This window comes from Psychrobacter glacincola, assembly GCF_904846215.1.
GTDB classification, from domain to species: Bacteria; Pseudomonadota; Gammaproteobacteria; order Pseudomonadales; family Moraxellaceae; genus Psychrobacter; species Psychrobacter glacincola.
In genome coordinates this window covers 58,298-81,262 of the sequence record NZ_CAJGZK010000005.1, presented here as the reverse complement: position 1 = coordinate 81,262, position 22,965 = coordinate 58,298, and the positions used below count along the sequence as shown (strand labels likewise).

Sequence of the window (22,965 nt, the reverse complement as noted above, 5' to 3'; positions counted from 1 at the left end):
TACAGACAACTACAGTCCATTCTTGGTGGCTAAGCGCGTATGAGACTTAATAGATAGAATTAAGTGAATGCAAATAATATGAGTGGTTGGCTTTGATAAGGATATTAAACCGTTAACTCACTCTATGCATCCTCATATATGGTCATTTTGAGACAGTTGAAGGAATAGATATATGGAAGATTTAGTCAATTTAGTAAACGGAATTATTTGGAGCCCCGCATTAATTTACTTATGCTTGGGTGCAGGTCTATTTTATTCCATCATGACGCGCTTTGTACAAGTACGTTTATTCGGTGAAATGATCAAATTGCTATTCACTGGTAAATCCAGTGCAGATGGTATTTCTTCATTCCAAGCACTGGCAGTAGCCTTAGCTGGGCGTGTGGGTATGGGTAACATCGCTGGGGTAGCTGCGGCTATCGGTTTCGGTGGCCCTGGTGCTGTATTTTGGATGTGGGTAGTTGCTTTCCTAGGAGCTTCTACTGCTTATGTTGAATCGACACTGGCACAGATTTATAAAGAAAGAGACGTCATCACTGGCGAATATCGCGGTGGCCCTGCTTATTACTTTGAGCGGGCGCTTGGTCAAAAATGGTACGGTATCCTCTTCGCAATCGCTTCTATCTTAGCTTGTGGTATGTTCTTACCAGGTGTACAGGCAAATGGCGTTCTCAGTGCTTTCACGCAACTTATGGGTGAAGGGACTACCATGAACGTTGCAGGATTAGAAGTCGGCTCTATGCGTCTGGTCGGTCTCGCTATCATTTTAGTGATTTTAGGTATCATCATCTTCGGTGGTATTAAACGCATTGCAACCTTTACCGAATATGCTGTACCGTTTATGGCAATCGGTTATATTCTCTTAGCTTTAATTATCATGTTCAGCAACTTCAGTTTGATTCCAGATGTATTTGGTTTGATCATTAGTGATGCCTTTACGGCGCAAGCTGGTTTTGGCGCGGCGATCGGTTGGGGTGTCAAACGTGGTATTTACTCTAACGAAGCTGGACAAGGTACAGGTCCTCACGCTGCTGCTGCTGCTGAAGTTGAGCATCCATCACAGCAAGGTTTAGTACAAGCATTCTCAGTATATGTTGATACACTACTGGTTTGTTCTGCTACTGCATTTATGATTTTATCTACTGGTATGTACAATGTTCAGGGTACTTTACCAGAGGGTCAGTTCATTCTTCAAAATGTAGCTGCTACTACTGAAATCAATTCGCCTGCCTTTACGCAAATGGCAATGGAATCAGTATACGGTACTTTTGGTAATGTCTTTATTGCAATCGCTGTATTTTTCTTTGCCTTTACCACTATCTTGGCTTACTACTACATCGCTGAAGTGAACGTTGCTTACTTGACTCGCTTTATCGGGCGCGGTGCAAATAAGACAGGTTTGTTCTTAGTTAAAATCTTAATCATGGTAATGGTTGCCTATGGTGCTCTAAACTCAGCAGGTTATATCTGGGCAATTGGTGATATTGGTGTTGGTCTTATGGCTTGGCTCAATATTGTTGGTATTCTTGTTATCTTCTTTGTGGCACGTCCGACGCTTACCATGCTTAGAGACTATGAAGCGCAGCGTAAAGCTGGTGTAACGCGCTATACATTTGATCCTGCAAAATTCGGTATCAAAAACGCACCTTATTGGGAAGAGCGTCATTTAAAAGAGCAACAAAGAATGGCAGCACAAAATCCTTTAAATAAAGAACATCGCTAATCCTCTTTAAAGTACTTGCCTACTAGCTAATTATTAAAGAAAGCCCGAGACCATTGTCTTGGGCTTTCTTGTGTGTGCGCCCTTGCCTGTTTTCTAACAAATAAGCGAGACGTGCTATAGTCAAAATACCCTAAAAACGCTACGGTACTGCGGGTAAAAATTTTTTGCAGCTTCTGTCTGCATGGGCAAAGCAAGCAGGAAAAATTGATACCAGCAGTAACTAATGTGTCGATATTACTTTTCATTGACTATATCTATCCGAGCAACGCTGGATTCTTTTTAAAGTTCAACCACTACAACATCTTATTAGCCATTAATAGGCAGCAAAAAGCCCAGCTCGATGGCTGGGCTTTAGATATTTTTATATCATCTACTTTTTACAATAAAAACCTAATCAGTCTACTAATCAAAACTTATTTAGGCATTAAAACCGTATCAATCACATGAACCACACCATTAGTTGCCATCATATCTGTTGCAGTAATGGTGGCTTTATTGCCGCTTGCATCAGTAATAACGTTATCAGAACCGATCATAATGGTTTGACCATTGACCGTTTCGATAGCAGTGTCATAAGGAATATCAGCGGCGTTTACGACCATAGGAACAACATGGTACGGGAGTACGCTTTTTAGCAAATCGGTATTAGCCAATAGCTCTTCTTTAGTAACGTCCAATTTAGTCAATACATCAGCAAATGCGGCATCAGTCGGAGCAAATACAGTATATGTACCTGCGTCCATCATCATACCGTCAAGACCAGCAGCTTTTAATGCAGCAGTTAGTATTGATAAATCTGGGTTTGCAGCAGCCATTTCAGCAATACTTTGTGTCGCTGCTTCAGGGGCAACTTCCGCTTCGACCATTGGTTCAGCTGCGACTTCTGGCTCAACGACCACGTCAGTGGTTGCTTCTGGCTCAACTGGCTCGGTAACCGCTTCTTTATCGTTACAAGCTGCTAATGACAGTGCTGCCGCCACAACGGCGATAGATAGTAAATTCTTTTTTAACATAAGACATTCCTTTGATATGAATAACTATTGGATAAGTAATAATTTATGGATAAACAGTTTTTTTAAAATGCACAATACTGCTTAGAATATATGCTCTTAGAATATATGATACTTTTAAAAGGGACGTTATCTGAAATCATCTACCATATTAACTGATTGATTTTTAATTGATATATTCTTAGGTAGTGGCACTGTATCAATCACGTATATAACACAGGCGTTTCGTTATCTAACTCTATAACGCGTTTAAGAGCTGCTTAGAGCAGCTCTTAACGATTGACCTCATACTCATATAATGGCTAGTTTATAAAACCTTACCATAAATTATCTAGGCATCAGAACTCTATCAATCACATGTATCACGCCATTACTGGCAGTAATATCGGTTTTTAAGAGATTTGCTGTACGTCCACTTTCATCCATCAATTTACCTTGGGCTGTCACCATAAGCGTGTCTGTGCTTAACATGGTCACATTACCTGGTCTGACATCCTTGGCATATATAGGTGCTGCGGCATTAATCACGTGATAGCTTAAGATTTTGGTCAATAGTGGCTTATTGGCAAAAAGCTGCGCTTTGGTCATGTTATTTTCTTGTAACGCTTGCATGAATGCTGCATTGGTTGGCGCAAGAATCGTATAGTTGGCATTAGGATTAGAGAGCGCACCCGCCAAATCAGCGGCGACGACAGCTTCTACGAGTACAGAGAAATCAGGATTGCTTTGGGCAATTTGTACCACATTCATTTTTGCCATTGATTGGCTATGCATGGGCGCTTTCATAGGAGCGCTTTTGGCTGGCATTATATTATTACAAGCACTTAAACCTGCCATTGAAACAGCTAACGTACCGATAGCGGCGATTTTGATGATTTTCATAACATTGTCCTTAATGAGTAAATATCTATATTCTGTTGGTTTTTATACGGTCTGACAGATGAGATTGTCTTTCCTTAGTAGCAATGCTTAACGTACTAATTACTGATTTGATGGTGCATATTTACCCATAAAAATACCTTATAGGGAAAACTGCAAATAAGACCATCAACCCTTACTAATAAGCACCGCTTATGAAACATCAATCCTTCTGAAATTAAATTAACATATAGTTAATATCTGTAAACGTCTATTTACGCTACTTTTTGTGGTGTGCATGTAATCTGTATTTGCATTATAAAGCGATACTTTTACGTTTATAATCATAAGTAAAGCTTTCTGCAACCCTAAAGTTAAATGATATTCATTTGTGCCTACACGCTTTATGCAATAGACTTTGATAACCTGACATTGGCAATATATTTTCTGCTAAAATCATCTGTATTTATTTACTATTTTTTACTGGTATTGATGGTTTTGACGTCTTCTCTATTAAAAATTATAACGACTTTTTCCTCTTCTTTTTTATAACATTGACTCTATAAGCAGCGCTCCTATGACCCCAACAGCCCGTTCTCAAACTGATACCTCTTCAACCAATCTAACTGACACCAGCAATCTAACTGACACCAGCAATCCAAATGCCAATCCTAATGACTTTATACTGACGCCGCCTGCTGTGTTTCCTTATAAGGATCAGCAGCTAACCGCACGTGCACGTATCACGGAGCAAATGGCAGTACGGATTTTGATGCTCGATGGTGCGATGGGCACGCATATTCAGAATTATAAGTTAGAGGAAGCGGACTATCGTGGTGAACGCTTTGCTGATATCAAGCAAGATGTGCGTGGCAATAATGATTTGTTGGTTCTCACGCAGCCGAATATGATTAAAGAGATTCATTTGGCGCATTTGGAATCCGGCGCTGATATTATCGAGACCAATAGCTTTAATGGTACGCGGCTGTCGATGGCAGACTATGATATGCAGTATCTGGTGCCTGAGCTGAATAAAACGGCTGCTAAGATTGCCCGCGAAGCTGCTGACGAATACACGGCAAAAAATCCAGCAAAACCACGCTTTGTCGCTGGCGTCATTGGTCCGACATCGCGTACTTGCTCGCTATCGCCTGACGTTAATGACCCCGCCTTTCGTAATATTACCTTTGATGAATTGGTGCTGAACTATCGCGAGGCGACGTTAGCATTAATGGAAGGCGGCGTTGATATCATTTTGATTGAGACTATTTTTGATACGCTCAATGCTAAGGCGGCAATTTTTGCCGTCACTGGCGTCTTTGATGATATCGGATTTGAATTGCCAATTATGATTTCAGGGACGATTACCGATGCGTCAGGTCGGACATTATCGGGTCAAACGGCGGAAGCGTTTTATAACTCGATTCGCCATGCCAAACCACTATCCGTTGGCTTTAACTGTGCGCTCGGTGCTGATGCGCTACGCCCGCATATTCAAACGCTTTCAAACATATCTAATACTTATGTATCAGCGCATCCAAACGCTGGTCTACCCAATGAATTTGGGGAATACGATGAAACGGCTGAGGAAACCACAGCACTGTTAGAAGGATTTGCCAAAGCAGGCATTCTAAACATCGTCGGCGGCTGTTGTGGTACCACACCTGAGCATATTCGTCAAATCGCTAATATGGTGGCAAAGTACCCACCGCGTGTCATTCCTGAAATTCCACCTGCCTGCCGCTTATCTGGTCTTGAACCATTTACCATCAATAAAGACAGTCTATTCGTCAACGTCGGTGAGCGCACCAACGTTACCGGTTCAAAAAAATTCTTACGCCTAATCAAAACTGAAGCCTATCTTGAGGCGCTTGATGTCGCCCGTGACCAAGTTGAAGGCGGCGCGCAAATCGTCGACATCAACATGGACGAAGGGATGCTTGACTCCAAACAGGCGATGATTCACTTCGTTAACCTCGTGTCTGGCGAGCCTGATATCAGCCGTGTGCCGCTAATGCTAGATTCATCAAAATGGGACATTATCGAAGAAGGTTTGAAGCGCACTCAAGGTAAATGTGTCGTTAACTCTATCTCATTAAAAGAAGGCCACGCTGAGTTCGTTGAGCGTGCCAAGTTATGTATGCGCTACGGTGCTGCCATTATTGTTATGGCATTCGATGAAGATGGACAGGCGGATACCTTTGAGCGTAAGACTCAAATCTGTAAACGCAGCTATGACGTCTTGGTCGATGAAGTAGGCTTCCCCTCTGAAGATATTATCTTTGACCCGAACATTTTTGCAGTCGCCACTGGTATTACCGAACACAATAACTACGGTGCGGACTTTATTAACGCCACCAAATGGATTACGGAAAACCTGCCAAATGCTATGGTATCGGGCGGTGTTTCTAACGTGTCGTTTAGTTTCCGTGGCAACCCAATTCGTGAAGCCATCAACTCTGTATTCCTTTATCATGCGATTCAAAACGGCTTAACGATGGGTATCGTCAACCCAGCTATGCTTGAGCTATATGATGATATTCCAAAGGAAGCACGCGAGGCCATCGAAGATGTGATGCTCAACCGCAATCAAGGCGAGACCGGTCAAGATGCCACCGAACGGCTCATGACCATCGCTGAAAACTATCAAGACGGCGGTAAGAAAAAAGACAGCACCGTCGATATGAGCTGGCGTGAAGGCACGGTTGAAGAACGGATTGCCCATGCACTCGTTAAAGGTATCACCACCTTTATCGAAGCAGATACCAAAGAAGCGTGGGAGAAATATCCGCGCCCGCTTGAGGTCATCGAAGGACCGCTCATGGACGGTATGAATATCGTTGGCGACTTGTTTGGTGCTGGTAAAATGTTCTTACCGCAAGTAGTCAAATCAGCGCGCGTCATGAAACAATCGGTCGCTTGGCTGAACCCGTATATCGAAGCAGAAAAAGTCGAGGGTGAAAAGAAAGGTAAAATCCTCATGGCAACGGTCAAAGGTGACGTCCATGATATCGGTAAAAATATCGTCGGCGTCGTACTCGGCTGTAATGGCTATGACATCGTCGATTTGGGCGTGATGGTACCTTGTGAAAAAATCCTTGATACCGCCATTGCTGAAGAAGTCGATATCATCGGGCTATCAGGTCTGATTACGCCAAGCCTTGATGAGATGGTCTATGTCGCCAAGCAAATGCAAGAACGCGGCATGACGCTGCCCTTAATGATCGGCGGTGCAACAACGTCGAAAGCGCATACGGCTGTCAAAGTCGAACCACAATACCAAAACAATGGCGTCATCTATGTGGCGGATGCCTCACGCTCTGTCGGCGTGGTGACCAAGCTGCTCTCTAAAGAGAACCGTACGCAATTAATCGAAGAGACGCGCGAAGAGTATATCAAGGTGCGGGAACGTCTGGCCAAGCGTCAACCGAAAGCTGCCAAAATATCTTATGTGGAATCAATCGAGATTGGCTTCCAGTATGATTGGGAAAACTATGTGCCACCGACGCCTAACAAATTAGGACAAGTGATATTTGACGATTATCCCATCACTAACCTGCTGCCTTATATCGACTGGACGCCATTCTTTATCTCTTGGGGACTGGCGGGTAAATATCCAAAAATCTTGCAAGATGATGTGGTTGGCGAAGCGGCGCGTGATTTGTTCGATAATGCTAATGACTTGATGCAAAAGATGATTGATGAGAAATTAATCGTCGCTAAAGGCGTCTTTAAACTCATGCCAGCACGTCGTACGGGCGCGGATACCGTCACTGTCTATGACAAAGCGCCGATTGAGGGCGGCATAGCAACATATCAATTTGAGCATTTGCGCCAACAAAGCGACAAAGCCAGCGGTAAGCCAAACTTTAGCTTGGCAGATTTTATCGCACCATCGGATACGCATACGGATTATCTGGGCGGCTTTACTGTATCGATAGTTGGAACAGAGGCGCTTGCTGAGAAGTATAAAGCGGCTGGTGACGACTATAATGCCATCATGGTACAAGCATTATCTGATCGCCTAGCCGAAGCGTTTGCTGAGCATTTGCATGAGCTGATTCGTAAGGATTATTGGGGCTATCAGGCTGATGAGAGCTTAACCAATGATGAGATGATTAAAGAAAAATACGTCGGTATCCGCCCTGCACCTGGCTATCCTGCCTGCCCTGAACATACCGAAAAAGGCAAACTGTTTGACTGGCTTGGTACGGTTGAGGCTATCGGTACGACATTGACTGAAAGCTATGCGATGTGGCCTGCATCATCGGTAAGCGGATTTTACTACTCACATCCTGATAGTGAGTACTTTAACGTCGGTAAAATCAGCAGCGATCAGTTAGAGAGTTATGCTGAGCGTAAAGGCTGGGATATGAAGACTGCTGAGAAGTGGTTGAATCCGAATTTGTAGGAATAAAGTTGAGTTAACTCATAGACATCTGATAATTATGTTGGGCTTACTTATTTAATATAAGTAAGCCATTTTTTATAGAGTAATAGCCTGCTTCACGTCTGCAAACTTATCGCTACCTTGATAACAAAATACTTTTATCATTTCCTGACTGTAACCATGCTAGATTATTATCTATAGTCAGGGAAAAGTAATATCGATACATCAAGTACTGCTGATATTAATTTTTCTTGCTTGCTGTGCCTACGCAGACAGAGGCTGCAAAAAATTTATATCAGCAGCACTGTAGCGTTTTTGAGATATTTTAACTATAGTTCACTATTTTGAGAAAGATTATGAAACAAATTGCTCTACTGTCCAGTTGGATTGGCAAAACGTTTGCAATTTGGGCATTGGTCAGTGCCGTCTTAGGATTTATTTTTCCTGCATTCTTTTCCTCGTTGGCGTTTTTGATTGTGCCTATATTGGGTATCATCATGTTTGGCATGGGCATGACTTTGAAGACGGAAGATTTCGTAGAAATCATTAAGCGACCAAAGCCTGTATTGATAGGATTGCTGGCGCAATTTACTCTGATGCCTTTGATTGCTTACTTGCTAACCGTCATCTTTAACCTTGATCCTCTAATTGCTGTTGGCGTTATCTTGGTTGGCTGTTGTCCCGGTGGCACGTCTAGTAATGTGATTACATTCTTAGCCAAAGGCGACGTGGCGCTAAGTGTCGCCATTACTTCTATATCTACGCTACTTGCGCCTTTTTTGACCCCTATTCTATTAAATATGTTTGCCGGTCAACTGATTGATATTGATTTAGCCAGTATGATGCTGACCATCACTAAAATCGTCATTTTACCGATATTATTAGGGGTTATTTTCCACAAATTTTTGGGTAAGAAAATAGAATTTGCTGTCGAGATATTGCCGATGATTTCGGTATTGGGCATTTCAATCATCATAGCTGCCGTCGTTGCGGTTTCTAAAGCCACTATTTTAGAAAGTGGTGCTATCGTATTTATCGTCGTGGCTTTACACAATATGCTGGGTTATACCTTTGGATATTTAATCGCTCGCTTGTCCGGCTTCTCTGAGAAACAACGCCGTGCCATTATGATCGAAGTGGGTATGCAAAACTCTGGTCTTGGTGCTGCCCTTGCCGCGACTTATTTTAATCCTGTCGCTGCCTTGCCTAGTGCGATCTTTAGTGTATGGCATAACTTTAGTGGTGCATTGGTTGCCAATATTTTTGCGAAAAGAGATGCTCGTTAAAATTTTTGGTGGTGTATCAGAAAGTATGCTGAGGAAATAAAGGAGGGTGACAGCCAAAGCAAGATGATATATTTGAGGTTATGAAGACACAAATAGATATCAGTTGCCCCGACTGTCACAGTTCCAGTTTAAAGAAAAACGGCATAAAAAGCTATGGTAAGCAGAACTACCAATGTAAGGACTGCAAACGTCAATTCATAGGTGACCATGCCTTAACCTACCAAGGCTGTCACTCTAGAATAGAAGATAAGATACGGCTGATGACGGTTAGAGGTTGTGGCATCAGAGACATTGCTGTTGTCATGTCTATCAGTATTGGTAAAGTATTGAGCACCATAGGCTCATCCGTGTATAAGATTGCGCCTAAAAAGAGCTACTATGAACGTTTAGAGGTTGATGAGTTTTGGACTTACGTGTATCGCAAGAAACGTAAAGTCTGGCTCATCTATGCTTATGACCGTGCTACCAATGAGATTGTCGCTTATGTCTGGGGCAGGCGTGACTTAAAAACGGCTAAGAAGTTAAGAGCCCGTCTTAAGCAGCTTAAAGTCAGTTATGACTCTATTAGCATGGACAACTGGGACAGCTTTATAACGGCCTTTAAAGGTGATCACAAACAAATTGGTAAGCAGCATACGGTAGGCATAGAAGGTAATAATTGCCGCCTTAGACACCGATTGCGTCGGGCGGTTAGAAAAACCTGTTGTTTCTCTAAGAAGCTCGATAATCACTTCAAAGTGTTTGATATGGTATTCTTTTACGTCAATTATGGCTATGTCTAATGCCAGCATACTTTTTAGAACACCACCCTTTATTGATGTCTTGGCTATTGACATGAATTGAGTCGCCATCCTGAAGATATATTTTATTGGCGGATGAGTTCATCTCGCGTAATGACTGAAGCCCTACGTTATAAGTCGTACCGTTCCTATTCAATATGATATTATTTGAATCGCCTGTAGCTGTTGCGCCGCCTGCCATAGAAATCGCAGTATATAGAGAAACAGGTGCATCTGTTATAGCAAATTCACCAGATTTGCTGACCTCACCATCAATAAAGAATTTGTTGCCACGATAGTCAACAACTTTTACTTGTGGATCTGAGTATTTGAGATACCGTTGCAGCTGTGCACGTAAGTTTGCAGTAAACTGCGGCACGCTTACACCGCTAGCTTTAATACGCCCTATCAATGGATACTGCACAAAGCCCTGTTGATCAACAGGATAACCGCTAGCACCAGCAGCTGACATGTCAGGGTAACCAACCAAAATAATGCTTAGAATATCGCCTTTAGCGATGCGATAATCTATTGGGTTGGAAGCTCTTATTAAACGAGACAGGTCACTGCGAGACAAATCACTGTTAGATCGAACTAAGTTCTTAGGAGGCAATGTGGCCAAGCTCAATGGTTGAACATTGAATTGGAGACCATTTTCAGCAGTAAAACTACCTGCATTGGGCAACTCGCCAGCTTGAAGACCAGAGTTTATAGTAGTAGTTGCACAGCCGGATAGCAAACTAATGAGTATTAAGCTTGTTGCACCTACTAGCTTAGACGGTTGACGCATTATGATAGACCCTTATAAACCATAGTATAGTAAATGACAGTAGCTCATATTAAAGAAGGTTGCTAGCTATACTTTAGGTAATATTCTATTGATTATATAAAATAAAGCCATAGTACCATAATTGATTGCGGATTAAAGGACTACAGTTCATTTTTAATCAAAGTTATTGATTCGCACCATAAATTTTAGAAGTTTTTTATATTCTATTTTTCAAGTGCTGTATTTAATATGTAGTCACCTGACTTCAATGTTATGAGATAAATCAACTAACCAATTATTACTATAAATAACGATGACTTATTCCCTAGACTATCGCAAACAAGCTCTTAAAAGCTTAAATGAGGATATGACCTTTACTGAAGCTGCTACTTTCTATGACATCGGTCCACAACTATTCAGAAGTGGAAAGAGCGTATTGGTATCAGTCAAAAAAACAACTTGTAGCATCTAAAAGCTGGCCCAGTAAAAAGAGCTAAGTATCTAAGCAAACTTAACGAATACATTACTCATGGCTTTGCTATTGTATACATGGATGAGAGTGGCTTTATTAGTGAGACGATACGCCGTTATGGTTATCCCCCCCATTGGTAGCCCCTGTATTGACAGTTATAATTGGCAAGCTAAAGATCGAACCAATGTCATTAATGTGCTCTATGGCAAAACGCTTTTTGCACTCCATTGCTTAAAAACAAACATCAATAATGCGGTTTTCTATAGTTGGTGCAAGTTCATACTGATACCAAAGCTTAAAAAAATGTGTGATTGTGATGGATATGAGCGAAGATAAAGCAAAGCACTGCTTTGCCCGAGCGCAAGACGAGAGCTGTGATCGAGTGACAAGCTTTTCATAAAAATAGGCGTATTCAAAAACTACTGACTAGACATGGCCATCGTATTTTATGGCTACCACCCTACAGCCCTGATCTAAATCCCATCGAGAAGAAATGATCTCAAGTGAAGTTTCAACGCCAAGATTAGATGGAAAATGATTTATCTAAATTGTTTTATGATATTCATCCAAAGCATAACTCTTTTGTAGTACAGTGACTATGGTATTGCCGACTATAATTTTTTAGACTTCCTGCAATCAAAATTTGGCAACGATTTTATGTAGTTACAGATCCAAAAGGGCTGCATAAACAGCTTAAATAGCGTAGAATATGCCTCTGCATATTTATGCACTAAACATACCTACATTGAGAAATGTAAACCCACCGATTCAAGGAAATCGTTATGAAAGATGAAAAACTGCAAAAAGCACTTGCCCGTATGGGACTTGGTTCACGTCGTCAGATGGAAGAAGTCATTAAAGCAGGCCGTGTAACCGTCAATAATGGTCCAGCTACCATCGGTGACCGCGTTGAGCAAGGTGATGAGATCCGCGTTGATGGTCGTCAGATTAAATACACCGCCGAGAATGAGAAACGTCGCCGCGTTTTGGCTTACTATAAGCCTGAAGGTGAAGTGTGCTCAGCCAATGATCCAGAAGGTCGTCCTACCGTATTTGAGCGCCTGCCAAAGCTGACTCATGACCGCTGGGTGATGGTAGGGCGTTTGGATATTAACTCGACAGGTCTCTTATTATTTACTAACGATGGCGAGATGGCGCATCGCTTGATGCATCCGTCTAGTGAAGTGACCCGTGAATACGCCGTACGTGTGCTGGGCGATGTTACCCCAGATATGGCACGAGCGATGACAACAGGTGTCATGTTAGAAGATGGCATGGCTAAGTTCGAAGATATTAAAGAAGGCGGTGGTGAAGGCGTCAACAAGTGGCATCATGTGCAGCTTAAAGAAGGTCGTAACCGTGAAGTTCGCCGTTTATTTGAGTCACAAGGTCTTAAAGTCAGCCGTCTACTACGTACGAGCTACGGTAATATTGCGTTACCAAAAGAGCTGCGTACAGGTCGCTTCTTAGAGCTGGATAGAAAAGATATTAATACTTTGACAGACCTAGTGAGCTTACGCCCACGTTATGGTACTGGTCTGCATGGCGCAGCTAAAGAAAAGCAAGAGCGTATCAAAAATAAACCGCTTAAAGCACGTCGTACTGACACTCGTAGCGATAATCGTAATAGCACTGGTAGTAGCGCCAAACCAAAAACCAGTGGCAGTCCTGCCAGCCGCGGCACCCGTAATACTCGTGACCGCAATGATAAACGCTAATCTGTTTTAGATTTAACGTAGCTAATAAAAAGCTGCCAATGATACATAATCATTAGCAGCTTTTTTGTATGTGGTTTCAGCAAATACTCTCTATTGACTCATATAGTTGATCCACTTTTAAAAGAGTACAGAGCTACTGGGGTTAATTGTTCGCAGCCCCTGTCTGCTAGCTACAGCAAGCAAGAAAAATGAACCCCAGTAGTGCTTTATAACATTTGTATTTCTTTTATTTAGGACTGACTCATACTCTATTTATGATGACTGTCGATATAGTTTTTCATAGCTCTCAAATCCTGCAGTTGCTGTTTCTGCATTTGTTCTAACAAGCTATCTAAACGCTGTTCTATATTATCTAATACGTCTTGCAACAACTTGCCAGCTTCAGCTTTAGTATTAGAATTTTTAGCCACTAAATGCATAGTCATCAGTTGATAATAATTACTAAGCATTTCGGGCAACCGTGTATGCAGCATTTTATGCAATACAAACTGCTGCTCGGTGATTGCAGGTGTTTTCTCGTTTAATTTAAGTTCAGCCTGATAAGCATGATAGCTGGCTACTTTCTCATCGATACGATGCAGCTGGCGTAGCTGACTATCTGTTAAAGATTTAAGATACCTTTTGTTAAGATTTAGCTGTTGCCAATTAATATTAGCTAACGCTAATGGTGCATTTTTATCGTGATAAATGAGTACGCCAGGTGTGATACCAACCGCTTTATGGAAAGCATACCAGCCTTTTCTGCCCAAATAAAAGACGCTTACTGTCGTTATGACACCAACGCCTATCAATATACTCATCGTAACTCACTTTTAATCATTTAAGCACATAATTACTAGCTGACCATTTATAATCCATCGTTCATAGTCTAATATCTGTACTTTTAATGGTATCGTCCGATAGCTTTTCAATGGTCTCTATTTTAGTAGTATTGTTAAGGAACTGCGTATCTGCACTCACTGTGGGATTGTCAAAACGCTGTTGTAAATACCGATTGGTCGCTAGCAGCTTTTGCCCATCTTGATGATAGGATGCGTTAAGCAGATCATCAAACTGGGTATTAATCGTCATGAGTATATCTAGTAATGCCTCTTTACCAGTGACATCAGAGTGTTTAATTTTAGTGCTGTCAGCCAGTGCGCCCTCCCCGACATCTAAGTCATGTAAGCGACGATAATCCGCTATCGCTTGCGGAATATGCTTATCCATTAAGTTTTGAATCATGATATAAGTTTCGTCAACCGTATCTTTATCATCTATCTTGCCATCATTATTGCTATCACCATAAATAAGGCGCAGCTTTTCACCTTTCTCATTAATTTGGGTCAGTGCAGTTTTGACGTCAAGCGGTAAGCTTTTTTCGGGAATATAACCCAATTGCGGCATCGCTTTGTATGCTAGCATCTTGGGCGCAGTCACTTTTTTGATGCCACGATAGCCTAAATACAGACCTGCTGCGGGTAGCACTCCATATAAAACAAACATGACAAGCATGGCAGTGATTTGGGTCATAAGAGTATCCTTATTATTTAATAGTATTAATTGGCAAATTTATTATTATTTTTGATATAGTGAGTCCCAAATAAAAGAAGTACAAATGTTATAAATCACTGCTGGGATTAATTTTTCTTGCTTGCTGTGCCTGCGCAGACAGAGGCTACGAATAATTAACCCCAGCAGTGCTGTACTCTTTTAAAAATGGATCAACTATAGTATTCGATGATTTTATTAAACAAAAAAATAAGGCTTTATAAAAGCCCTATATTGTTATGCATTGAGTTGTTTGTGTTTACTGATGCTAACTTTTTTAACAGGACAAAAACTGGCGACTAATTCTGCGTACGGCTTTTCACATAACGATGTGTTGAAGCCAGACGATTCATCACCGTTTGATGCAGCTCCTCTAACAACTCATCAAGCTCATAATCAATCTCTAAAAACAAATCTGTCAACATATCGCCTGCAGTCATTTTACCTTGACCCACATTATTCTTAGTACGATGCGGGCTAAATCGCTGTAGCTGCTCGTAATGATGCAAGGCTTCTGGAATACTTTCTGATATCAGCTTATCAATGACAAATTGGCGCTCATTATGTTGCTGCTGTTGCTCATCATTAAGCTCGCTACTCCATTCGCGATAACGTTTTAATTTGCCATTAATTCTGTCTAATATAGCAACCGCCTCAATCGGCATCGCATTTAGGGCGGCTTCATCGACTACGTCTACAAGCTCAGTCATAATTGGACAACGTCCATGTTTAAGAAACCATAAGGTATCTGGGTCAAAAGGTGGTCTATTGCTCGGTCGCATTTGAGCACGGTTGGACAAATAACGATCGGTCAACGGCGTTGGCGTGCGAATATCAGACACTTGCGCTAAAGCATCACAAATACGTTCGGTACGCTGTGGTTCGCTAAGCACTGAAATAGCATTTTTAGACGTACTGTTATCGTCATTTTTACTAGGTTTATTTTCATTAGTCGCAACGTTATTAGCGGCTGCTTGCTGAGCATTTTTGGCAGCGATAGTTGGTAGGTCATCGTTTGCTTGCCCAAACGACTGTAGCATTCTTGTCAAACTTATGACCATGACTTACCCTGCTCCTCACCCATTTACTGATTGCATTCGACCATTCAATCCCTTATCTTAACAGCTTTTTGCCGTGCTGCCAGTAAGCAAACGTCAGCGTTTTTAAAGGATAAGACAGCCATCATGAATATCACCGATTATAGTTCTGGTTTTTTGCTTGGCTTATCGCTGATTATCGCTATTGGTTCACAAAATGCCTTTGTCCTCAAACAAGGGCTGAAACGCGAGCACATATTTTTTGTCTGTCTGTTCTGCGCAGTCAGTGATGCGTTGTTGATTTCAGCTGGCGTTGGCGGATTTGGCGCGGTAACAGCGCGCTACCCGCAAGTGGTCAATATTGCAAAGGTCGCGGGCGTCCTATTTTTGTTAGGTTACGGATTGCAAAGCTTATATGCCAGTATGCGCTTATCACACGCACTCATCGTCGATGGACAAGTCGTCATCAGTTTAAAAAAAGCGCTGTTACTATGCTTTGGTTTTACGTGGTTAAATCCACACGTGTATTTGGATACCTTAGTACTGGTTGGAATGGTTTCGACGGGTGCCAGTAGTAAGCTTGCCTTTGCAGTAGGTGCGGTCAGCGCTTCATTCTGTTTCTTTTTTGCACTCGGCTATGGCGCAAAGTTACTCAAACCTTTATTTGCCAAACCAAAAGCCTGGAATATCCTCGATGCCTTGATAGGCATACTGATGCTTTATTTGGCTTGGCATTTATACCAAAGTTAAAACAGACATTTTCAGCTCAATCATATTTAGCTAGAAATAAACACAGCGCTTAAGAACAGAAAACCAAACACTTTTTAAAATGTTTGGTTTTCTATTTGACTGATTACCTAGGTTGTACAGTATAAAAAACTACAATAAATTGGGAAATAGCGTGCGTAGACCATTGACGATAATTTCCATAGCAACGGCAGCCAGTAACATACCCATAATTCGACTCATAATATTGAGTCCTGTATCACCTAATAAGCGACTGATACGACCGGCTGCCATCAATGCCAAATAACAAAATAGACTGATAAACAAACCCGCAATCAAAATAGCAGATACTTGCAGGATACCTGAAACTTGTGATGAGTAAATGATCACGGTTGAAATACCACCCGGTCCAATCATCATCGGAATAGCAATGGGTACAACTGCGGCTGCCATCGTTGGCGGCGCACCTTGTAGATGATCGACATCGAAGTTTTCTTGATCGGGCTTGACTGGATTACCATCGCCATTCATCATATTTAAAGCGATTAAAAATACCAATATACCGCCTGCCAATTGAAAGGAGCCGATCGAAATACCCAAGACTTTGAGGAGCGTTTCGCCTGCTAAGGTAAAGAAACTGATGGTAATAAAAATCGTTAGACAAGCAACGCGTGCCACTTTTCGTCGATTATTCATCGAATAACCGCGTGTCGAATCCAAGAACAATGTCAATGCGCTAAAGGGGTTAATCAACACCATAAAGGCTAAGATTATCTTAATAATTTCAGTATTCACTGAGCGCTCGCTTGTCTATTGGTCAAACTGGGCAAAAAGATAAGGTCACCCTACGGTTGTAGCGATGACCTTATAGTCGGTAGCAGCGGCATTGTATCATAGGCAGATAACCCAAACGAATCATTACTTTGCTTGAGTTCTCTGCTAGCACTAAATCAGTATAGACTCAATAGCCAGCTGCTATTTTAACAGGTTAATGACTGGTATTTTAAATCATCAACGATTTAACCCATAAAATTGGATGGTTGTTTTATGCGCTAAAATCAAGACCGATATCGAGTGCAGTCGTGCTATGCGTCAAATAACCCATCGCGATAAAATCTACGCCTGTTTTTGCGACGGCTTGCACGGTTTCAGGGGTGATACCACCTGATGCTTCGGTTTTAGCTCGACCTTGACACATAGCGACGGCTTGCAACAATATCTCAGGCGCCATATTGTCCAAAAGTACCAAACTCACGCCAGCATCAAGCGCTTGCTCTAACTGCGCTAATGTATCGACTTCCACTTCGATTGGAATCAAATGCCCAGCAAAGTCTTGCGCTTGCTTAATGGCTGTTTTGATATCGCCTGCAATGGCAATATGGTTGTCTTTAATTAAAATCGCATCATCTAACCCTAAGCGATGATTGCGTCCGCCGCCACAGCGTACCGCGTATTTTTGGACGATACGTAAGCCTGGAATGGTTTTACGGGTACAAGTAATTTGCGCGGGATATTCTGCCACGCTATCGACAATCTTTTTGGTATCGGTCGCAATACCACTGAGATGCGTCATAAAGTTGAGCGCTGTACGCTCTGCAGTCAGCAGATTACGCGCATTGCCGCGTACAATCGCTAACACTGTGCCTGCTTCGACCGTCTCACCATCATGGACGTGCGCAATAAACTCGATCTCTGCATCAATCAAGGCAAAAGATAAGCGCGCTAAATCCATACCACATATCACGCCTGCTTGGCGCGCTTTAATCTGTAATTGCGCTTGCATGTCTGCTGGAATAGTCGCTTGGGAGGTGACATCACCGCGCCTGCCTAAGTCTTCTGTTAATGCCAACTCAACCAAAGGTTTAAGCAATACTTCAGCCAATGCTGGCTCTTGTTTCATTGTCATTTTTGGTCCTTATTTTGCGTGTCTTTAACTGATATATACGTCTATTATGATAAATCTTCTTTATTTAAACTCAAAATGAGCATAAATATAACGTAAAGTTTATTGTCTCGCAAGAAAATATCATAAATTAAAATTTTCAATAAATTTATAAGATTTAATGATGATAGAGTCGATTCATTTTAAAAACGATCAGTGCTATTGGCTACAAATTTTTTGCAGCCTCTGTCACGCCTGCGAACAGCAAGCAAGAAAAATTATAGCCAATAGCACGTTATTACAATCGTATCGCTTTTATTTTGAGCTGACTATAGAGCCTGATAGAGATTGGGCGGCTATTTACGCTTGGGCAATTTGCTATCCATCAGTAAACTTTGCAGCTCAATATCATGGCGAAAACGATAAAGCTTGGCAGGGCGACCACGCTGAGCGCTGCTACTCTGCCCTGTTTCTAGTACAAGATTTTGCGACTCGAGTAGCCGACGGAAGTTTTGCTTATGTAGTGGCACACCAGATAAAGCTTCGACGCTTTGCTGCAACTGCGACAAGGTAAATACATCTGGCATTAAGCCGAAAATGAGCGGACGATATTCAATTTTTGCACGTAGCCTTGAGATGGCCGTCGCAATCACTCGGCGATGGTCATAGTACATCGGCGACCCTATAAACTGTGACCAGTTATCAGACAATTTAAACGCCTTGTTAGATTGAGAATTGACAGATTGAGCATTACCAGATTGAGAATTTGACAAATAGCTTGGCGGATAAGTCGGTGCTTCTGCAATAAGACCTGCTTCATAGAGCATCTCATAGCGCAGAAGGACATGTTCTGCAACCCATTCTCTGTTCTCGTATTCCCTATTCTCGTATTCTTGGTTATTTATTGGTTTATTGTTTATCTCTTTATTTGAAAATACGCTTTTATTTTGAGAGGATTTATTTAGAACCGTCTCACTGACGCCCCAACATAAACCAATACGCTGACACCGACGCTGCTGAATATCAGGCTCTCTTGCGTCATCTGCCCAACGTAATAACGCCGGTACGATATGTTCCATAATGATAACTGGCATACCATCTAAATGATTTTCCCATGGAAAATAATCATACCATTCACGCCATAAGGCTTGGCTTTGTAGCTGCGTTTGTGTTTCTTGTACCAATCCCAAATAGCTGACATAGACCAGCGCATGACCATCATCATTGCGTCTATTGGTGTCAACAAAGGTATATAGCTGTTCCAAATAACCCAGTGGCTGCTGTGTTTGCTCTTCAACCCATTGGCGCACGCCTGCTTGCAATGAGCGGTGTAGTGGCATCAGTGGACCATTGGGCAGTAGCTTGCCTTGATCAACGGTTAAAACGCGCGCCGTGTGCTCCGTAATCGCAACCAGTACTGCGACAACTTCAGTCGTGCCGCTACCTTGTTGATGCGCATGTGAATATGACAACGTCATGACGTTAATGATTACCTTTTATTTTAATTATGAAATAAAGATCAACTGATAAGCTCTTGACCATATGCTCAGTTTGACATACTCCCGCCACTTTCGAAAAGCTCAAGTGTGGGATTCTAAAAGCGTTAGCTCTTAGGTGACTTTCTCACAAGTGTCACAAGTTTTCTGTTTCATCGGGCGACCTTTACTGCATCCTCCCTCCACAGACAAAGCGGCATGCCCTGCCGCTAATATATTACGCGCAGCATTGAAATCTGCGTTCGCAATATAACCACATTTGACGCACTCAAATCTTGACTGAGTTTGTCTGTTATCGACAGCAACATGTTGGCACTTAAGGCAGGTTTGGCTGGTAAATCTTGGATTTACTTTGATCAGCAACCCACCGCGCCAGTGCTGTTTATACTCAAGCATATCAAGCGCCATGCCCCAACCTTGATCCAGAATTGATTTATTCAATCCCGACTTGGCTTTGACATTACGTCCTTTGTTTTCCATCGACCCGCTGGCTGATTTCGACATATTACTGACTTTTAAATCTTCAACGACAATCATGGCGTGGCTTTTGCTGAGTGTGGTTGTGATTTTATGCAAGTAGTCATGGCGAACATTGGCGATATGATGATGCAATTTTTGAATCTTACCGTTTTGCTTTTTCCAGTTTTCACTGAATTTCACTTTCTTTGCCAACTGGCGCTGCAATCTAGCAAGTTTCACTTGATTGGCTTTAAAGCTATTCTTTGGTTTGATGGTCACACCGTTTGAGGTGGTGATCAGCTTTGTGATGCCCAAATCCAAACCTAGTGCGCTGGTAGCAGGGTGGCGTGGGTTTTCAACTTCGCGTTCAGTGCCAAACGATACGTACCAGTGCCCCGATTTCTTGCTAATGGTAACGTTTTTGATGATGCCGATAATATCTTGCGACTTTCTAAATTTCACCAAACCAATGCCATTAGGCAGTTTGATACGACTGCCTTCAACACGACAGTATTTATCAAACTGAACCAACCTGATTGAATCTCGGCCATCAGATTTACGCTTAAATCTTGGCATCAACGGGCGTAGCTGAATTTCTGTGCCATCAGCTAATTTAAAGAACTTGGCTTTTTTAGGTTTCTTCTTATTTTCTTTTAACCTGATATGAACTTTAGGATCAAAGAAACGCGACCAAGCCGAGGCTAGATCACGAATCTTTTGCTGTAAGGACACCGCATTTGAGTGGGTTTTTAAGAACTCAAAATCAGGATTATTCTTAACCTCCATGATTTTATTAACGAGATTGGTCGCATTAATAAACTCATTTTTAGCAAACATCTCAAGCGAGATTGCCAACATTTGATTCCAAACAAAACGCGCAGAGCCAACAAGGTTATTTAGAATAACCTGTTGCTCCGCATTAGGCTTAAGCCTAAATTTGTACGCCTTGTTGATCTTCATAAATACTCTCTTTATTAATGAGTATGTATTTGATATTATCAATATAATGCTAGCATTTAAGAGTTTTTATTGCAATGAGTGAGATATATAAAAATCGCCATGCTGCCTTCAATCTTCATGTTCACTTGATTTTTATTACCAAGTATCGAAAGAAGGTGCTTGGCGAGGTACATCACAATTATTTCCATGAGTGTGTCGCCGAGATATGCAAAAAATTCGATGCCGAACTAAAGGAGTGCAATGGCGAGGCTGATCATATTCACATTCTTATTCAGTACCCACCAACCGTGCAATTGAGCAGGTTGGTTAATAACCTGAAGTCAGTCACAAGTAGACGAATGAGGGGTGAATTTTTGGATTTAAGAGGGGCTTATTCCAAGCCTGTACTTTGGTCTCGCTCATATTTTGCAGGGTCTTGTGGTGGGGCGTCATTGGAGGTTATTAAGCATTATATTCAAAATCAACAAGGCTAAAAACAAATACGAAATTCATCTCCACACTAGCTCGGTTGGAGTCCTCTTTCGCTTTTTGACAGCTTGAATCGATGCTTATCATAGCTTGTGCTTGTAATTATACAAAATGAGTCCTGCATAAATAATAAACGTATAAAAAACTGCTTGTATTTATGCTCAAAATGAGCATAATTAAAACAGTTTATTTTTTAGCGGTATTTATTGACTCACTTTTAGCGGCAGATGATTTGTCGTTATTGCATTAAAGGCTTGTACTTATGAAAACGTATCCGTATGACGCACCGATTATGAGTACTGATAATCGCATTGCCACGCAAATGAATATTGAATATGCCAAAGCAAAAATGCCCGCAGACTTGCCGCGTAGTGAGCGACTGCAAGTTGAAGAAAATATTAAGCAGTTGTTAAAAGAGCATAATGCCGTCTTAGTCGCGCATTATTATGTCGATCCCTTTATTCAGGATTTGGCATTAGCGACAGGCGGCTGTGTTGGTGATTCGCTTGAGATGGCGCGCTTTGGTCAAGCGCATAGTGCGCAGACATTGGTCGTCGCTGGCGTACGTTTTATGGGCGAATCGGCAAAGATACTCAGTATGGAAAAAACCGTGCTTATGCCAGACTTGGAAGCGGAATGCTCGCTTGACTTGGGTTGCCCTGCCGATGAATTTTCTGCCTTTTGTGATGCTCATCCTGAGCGTACGGTGGTGGTTTATGCCAATACCAGCGCGGCAGTGAAAGCACGGGCAGATTGGGTGGTGACGTCATCGGTGGGCATTGATATTGTTCGTCATTTGCATGCGCAAGGCGAGCCTATCATTTGGGGTCCTGATAGACATTTGGGTAAATATATTGCGCGTGAGACTGGCGCAGATATGCTGCTATGGCAAGGCTCATGTATGGTACATAATGAGTTTAAAGCCACTGAGCTTGAACAATTAAAAGCTGAATATCCGACAGCAAAAGTATTGGTACATCCTGAATCTCCAGATAGTGTCGTGGAGCTTGCCGACGTGGTTGGCTCGACCAGTAAGCTGCTGCAATCCACTTATGAGATGGATGCCGATACCTTTATCGTCGCAACTGACTTAGGAATATTACATGAGATGCAAAAGCGCTCACCAAACAAGCGCTTCTTGGCAGCGCCGACGGCTGGTGAAAGTGCCAGCTGTAAGAGCTGTGCTTTTTGTCCATGGATGGCAATGAATGGGTTGCAAGGTATTGAGCAATGCTTGACACAGCGGAGCGGTGAAGTTTTGATGACGCCTGAGCTAGCGATAGCCGCTAAAAAACCATTACAACGTATGCTTGATTTTGCTGAATCACAAAAACAGCGGGTAGCAGCAAGCGGCGATATCGTCAAAGATCGTGCGCTGTTTGCAAATGTTGGAGCAGCATAA

18 protein-coding genes and 1 pseudogene are annotated in these 22,965 nt (G+C 42.1%); 9 read left to right on the top strand and 10 right to left on the bottom strand.

Annotated features, from left to right (window positions below):
• Positions 1-172: 172 nt before the first annotated feature.
• Positions 173-1,723, top strand: a complete 1,551-nt coding sequence (locus JMW90_RS04415) for an alanine/glycine:cation symporter family protein (protein WP_201561880.1) — start codon at positions 173-175, stop codon at positions 1,721-1,723.
• Between the two features lie 413 nt (positions 1,724-2,136).
• Here JMW90_RS04415 and JMW90_RS04410 read toward each other — a convergent pair whose 3' ends face one another.
• Positions 2,137-2,736 (bottom strand): fasciclin domain-containing protein, encoded by a 600-nt coding sequence (locus JMW90_RS04410; protein ID WP_201561879.1) that lies wholly within the window; start codon positions 2,734-2,736, stop codon positions 2,137-2,139.
• A 324-nt stretch (positions 2,737-3,060) separates the two neighbouring features.
• Positions 3,061-3,615 carry a fasciclin domain-containing protein gene (locus JMW90_RS04405; RefSeq protein ID WP_201561878.1) on the bottom strand — a complete coding sequence of 185 codons (555 nt, stop codon included), beginning with the start codon at positions 3,613-3,615 and terminating at the stop codon, positions 3,061-3,063.
• A 553-nt stretch (positions 3,616-4,168) separates the two neighbouring features.
• On the opposite strand from JMW90_RS04405, the gene metH reads away from it, so the two are divergent.
• The 3 genes from metH to JMW90_RS04390 all read left to right on the top strand — a co-directional run bounded on the left by metH (position 4,169) and on the right by JMW90_RS04390 (position 10,049).
• Entirely contained in the window at positions 4,169-8,002 is a 3,834-nt protein-coding gene (metH, locus tag JMW90_RS04400; protein ID WP_201561877.1) for a methionine synthase, read from the top strand.
• Positions 8,003-8,337: 335 nt separating this feature from the next.
• A complete protein-coding gene (locus tag JMW90_RS04395) occupies positions 8,338-9,267 on the top strand; it encodes a bile acid:sodium symporter family protein (protein ID WP_201561876.1) in 930 nt (309 codons plus the stop codon).
• An 80-nt stretch (positions 9,268-9,347) separates the two neighbouring features.
• A complete protein-coding gene (locus tag JMW90_RS04390) occupies positions 9,348-10,049 on the top strand; it encodes an IS1 family transposase (protein ID WP_201561875.1) in 702 nt (233 codons plus the stop codon).
• On the opposite strand, the gene JMW90_RS04385 is transcribed toward JMW90_RS04390, so the two are convergent.
• Positions 10,030-10,836: a polysaccharide biosynthesis/export family protein gene (locus JMW90_RS04385; protein ID WP_201561874.1), complete on the bottom strand. Its 807-nt coding sequence runs from the start codon at positions 10,834-10,836 to the stop codon at positions 10,030-10,032. The two genes, JMW90_RS04390 and JMW90_RS04385, sit on opposite strands and share 20 nt — an antisense overlap.
• An 843-nt stretch (positions 10,837-11,679) precedes the next feature.
• Here JMW90_RS04385 and JMW90_RS04380 point away from each other — a divergent pair.
• Positions 11,680-11,775, top strand: a pseudogene (locus JMW90_RS04380) (transposase); the annotation flags it as partial.
• 294 nt (positions 11,776-12,069) lie between these two features.
• Complete coding sequence (gene rluB, locus JMW90_RS04375; RefSeq protein ID WP_201561873.1) at positions 12,070-13,005, top strand: 23S rRNA pseudouridine(2605) synthase RluB; 936 nt, start codon at positions 12,070-12,072, stop codon at positions 13,003-13,005.
• Between the two features lie 248 nt (positions 13,006-13,253).
• Here rluB and JMW90_RS04370 read toward each other — a convergent pair whose 3' ends face one another.
• From JMW90_RS04370 to JMW90_RS04360, 3 genes are all read right to left on the bottom strand, one after another.
• Positions 13,254-13,805 carry a hypothetical protein gene (locus tag JMW90_RS04370; protein ID WP_201561872.1) on the bottom strand — a complete coding sequence of 184 codons (552 nt, stop codon included), beginning with the start codon at positions 13,803-13,805 and terminating at the stop codon, positions 13,254-13,256.
• A 61-nt stretch (positions 13,806-13,866) separates the two neighbouring features.
• Positions 13,867-14,517 carry a hypothetical protein gene (locus tag JMW90_RS04365; RefSeq protein WP_201561871.1) on the bottom strand — a complete coding sequence of 217 codons (651 nt, stop codon included), beginning with the start codon at positions 14,515-14,517 and terminating at the stop codon, positions 13,867-13,869.
• A 317-nt stretch (positions 14,518-14,834) separates the two neighbouring features.
• Positions 14,835-15,575 carry a hypothetical protein gene (locus tag JMW90_RS04360; RefSeq protein ID WP_201561955.1) on the bottom strand — a complete coding sequence of 247 codons (741 nt, stop codon included), beginning with the start codon at positions 15,573-15,575 and terminating at the stop codon, positions 14,835-14,837.
• A 144-nt stretch (positions 15,576-15,719) separates the two neighbouring features.
• Here JMW90_RS04360 and JMW90_RS04355 point away from each other — a divergent pair, with 144 nt between their 5' ends.
• Positions 15,720-16,322, top strand: coding sequence for a LysE/ArgO family amino acid transporter (locus JMW90_RS04355; protein ID WP_201561870.1), 603 nt, complete (start codon positions 15,720-15,722; stop codon positions 16,320-16,322).
• A 129-nt stretch (positions 16,323-16,451) separates the two neighbouring features.
• Here JMW90_RS04355 and JMW90_RS04350 read toward each other — a convergent pair whose 3' ends face one another.
• The 4 genes from JMW90_RS04350 to JMW90_RS04335 all read right to left on the bottom strand — a co-directional run bounded on the left by JMW90_RS04350 (position 16,452) and on the right by JMW90_RS04335 (position 21,095).
• A complete protein-coding gene (locus tag JMW90_RS04350) occupies positions 16,452-17,093 on the bottom strand; it encodes a MarC family protein (RefSeq protein WP_201561869.1) in 642 nt (213 codons plus the stop codon).
• 250 nt (positions 17,094-17,343) lie between these two features.
• On the bottom strand, positions 17,344-18,204 hold the full coding sequence (gene nadC, locus JMW90_RS04345) for a carboxylating nicotinate-nucleotide diphosphorylase (RefSeq protein ID WP_201561868.1): 861 nt from the start codon (positions 18,202-18,204) through the stop codon (positions 17,344-17,346).
• 332 nt (positions 18,205-18,536) lie between these two features.
• On the bottom strand, positions 18,537-19,658 hold the full coding sequence (locus tag JMW90_RS04340; RefSeq protein ID WP_201561867.1) for an NUDIX hydrolase: 1,122 nt from the start codon (positions 19,656-19,658) through the stop codon (positions 18,537-18,539).
• Positions 19,659-19,790: 132 nt separating this feature from the next.
• Complete coding sequence (locus JMW90_RS04335; RefSeq protein WP_201561866.1) at positions 19,791-21,095, bottom strand: RNA-guided endonuclease InsQ/TnpB family protein; 1,305 nt, start codon at positions 21,093-21,095, stop codon at positions 19,791-19,793.
• Between the two features lie 74 nt (positions 21,096-21,169).
• Between JMW90_RS04335 and tnpA the strand changes: the two genes are divergently transcribed.
• Positions 21,170-21,568, top strand: coding sequence for an IS200/IS605 family transposase (gene tnpA / locus JMW90_RS04330; protein WP_201561865.1), 399 nt, complete (start codon positions 21,170-21,172; stop codon positions 21,566-21,568).
• A gap of 257 nt (positions 21,569-21,825) precedes the next feature.
• Positions 21,826-22,965 (top strand): quinolinate synthase NadA, encoded by a 1,140-nt coding sequence (gene nadA, locus JMW90_RS04325; protein WP_201561864.1) that lies wholly within the window; start codon positions 21,826-21,828, stop codon positions 22,963-22,965.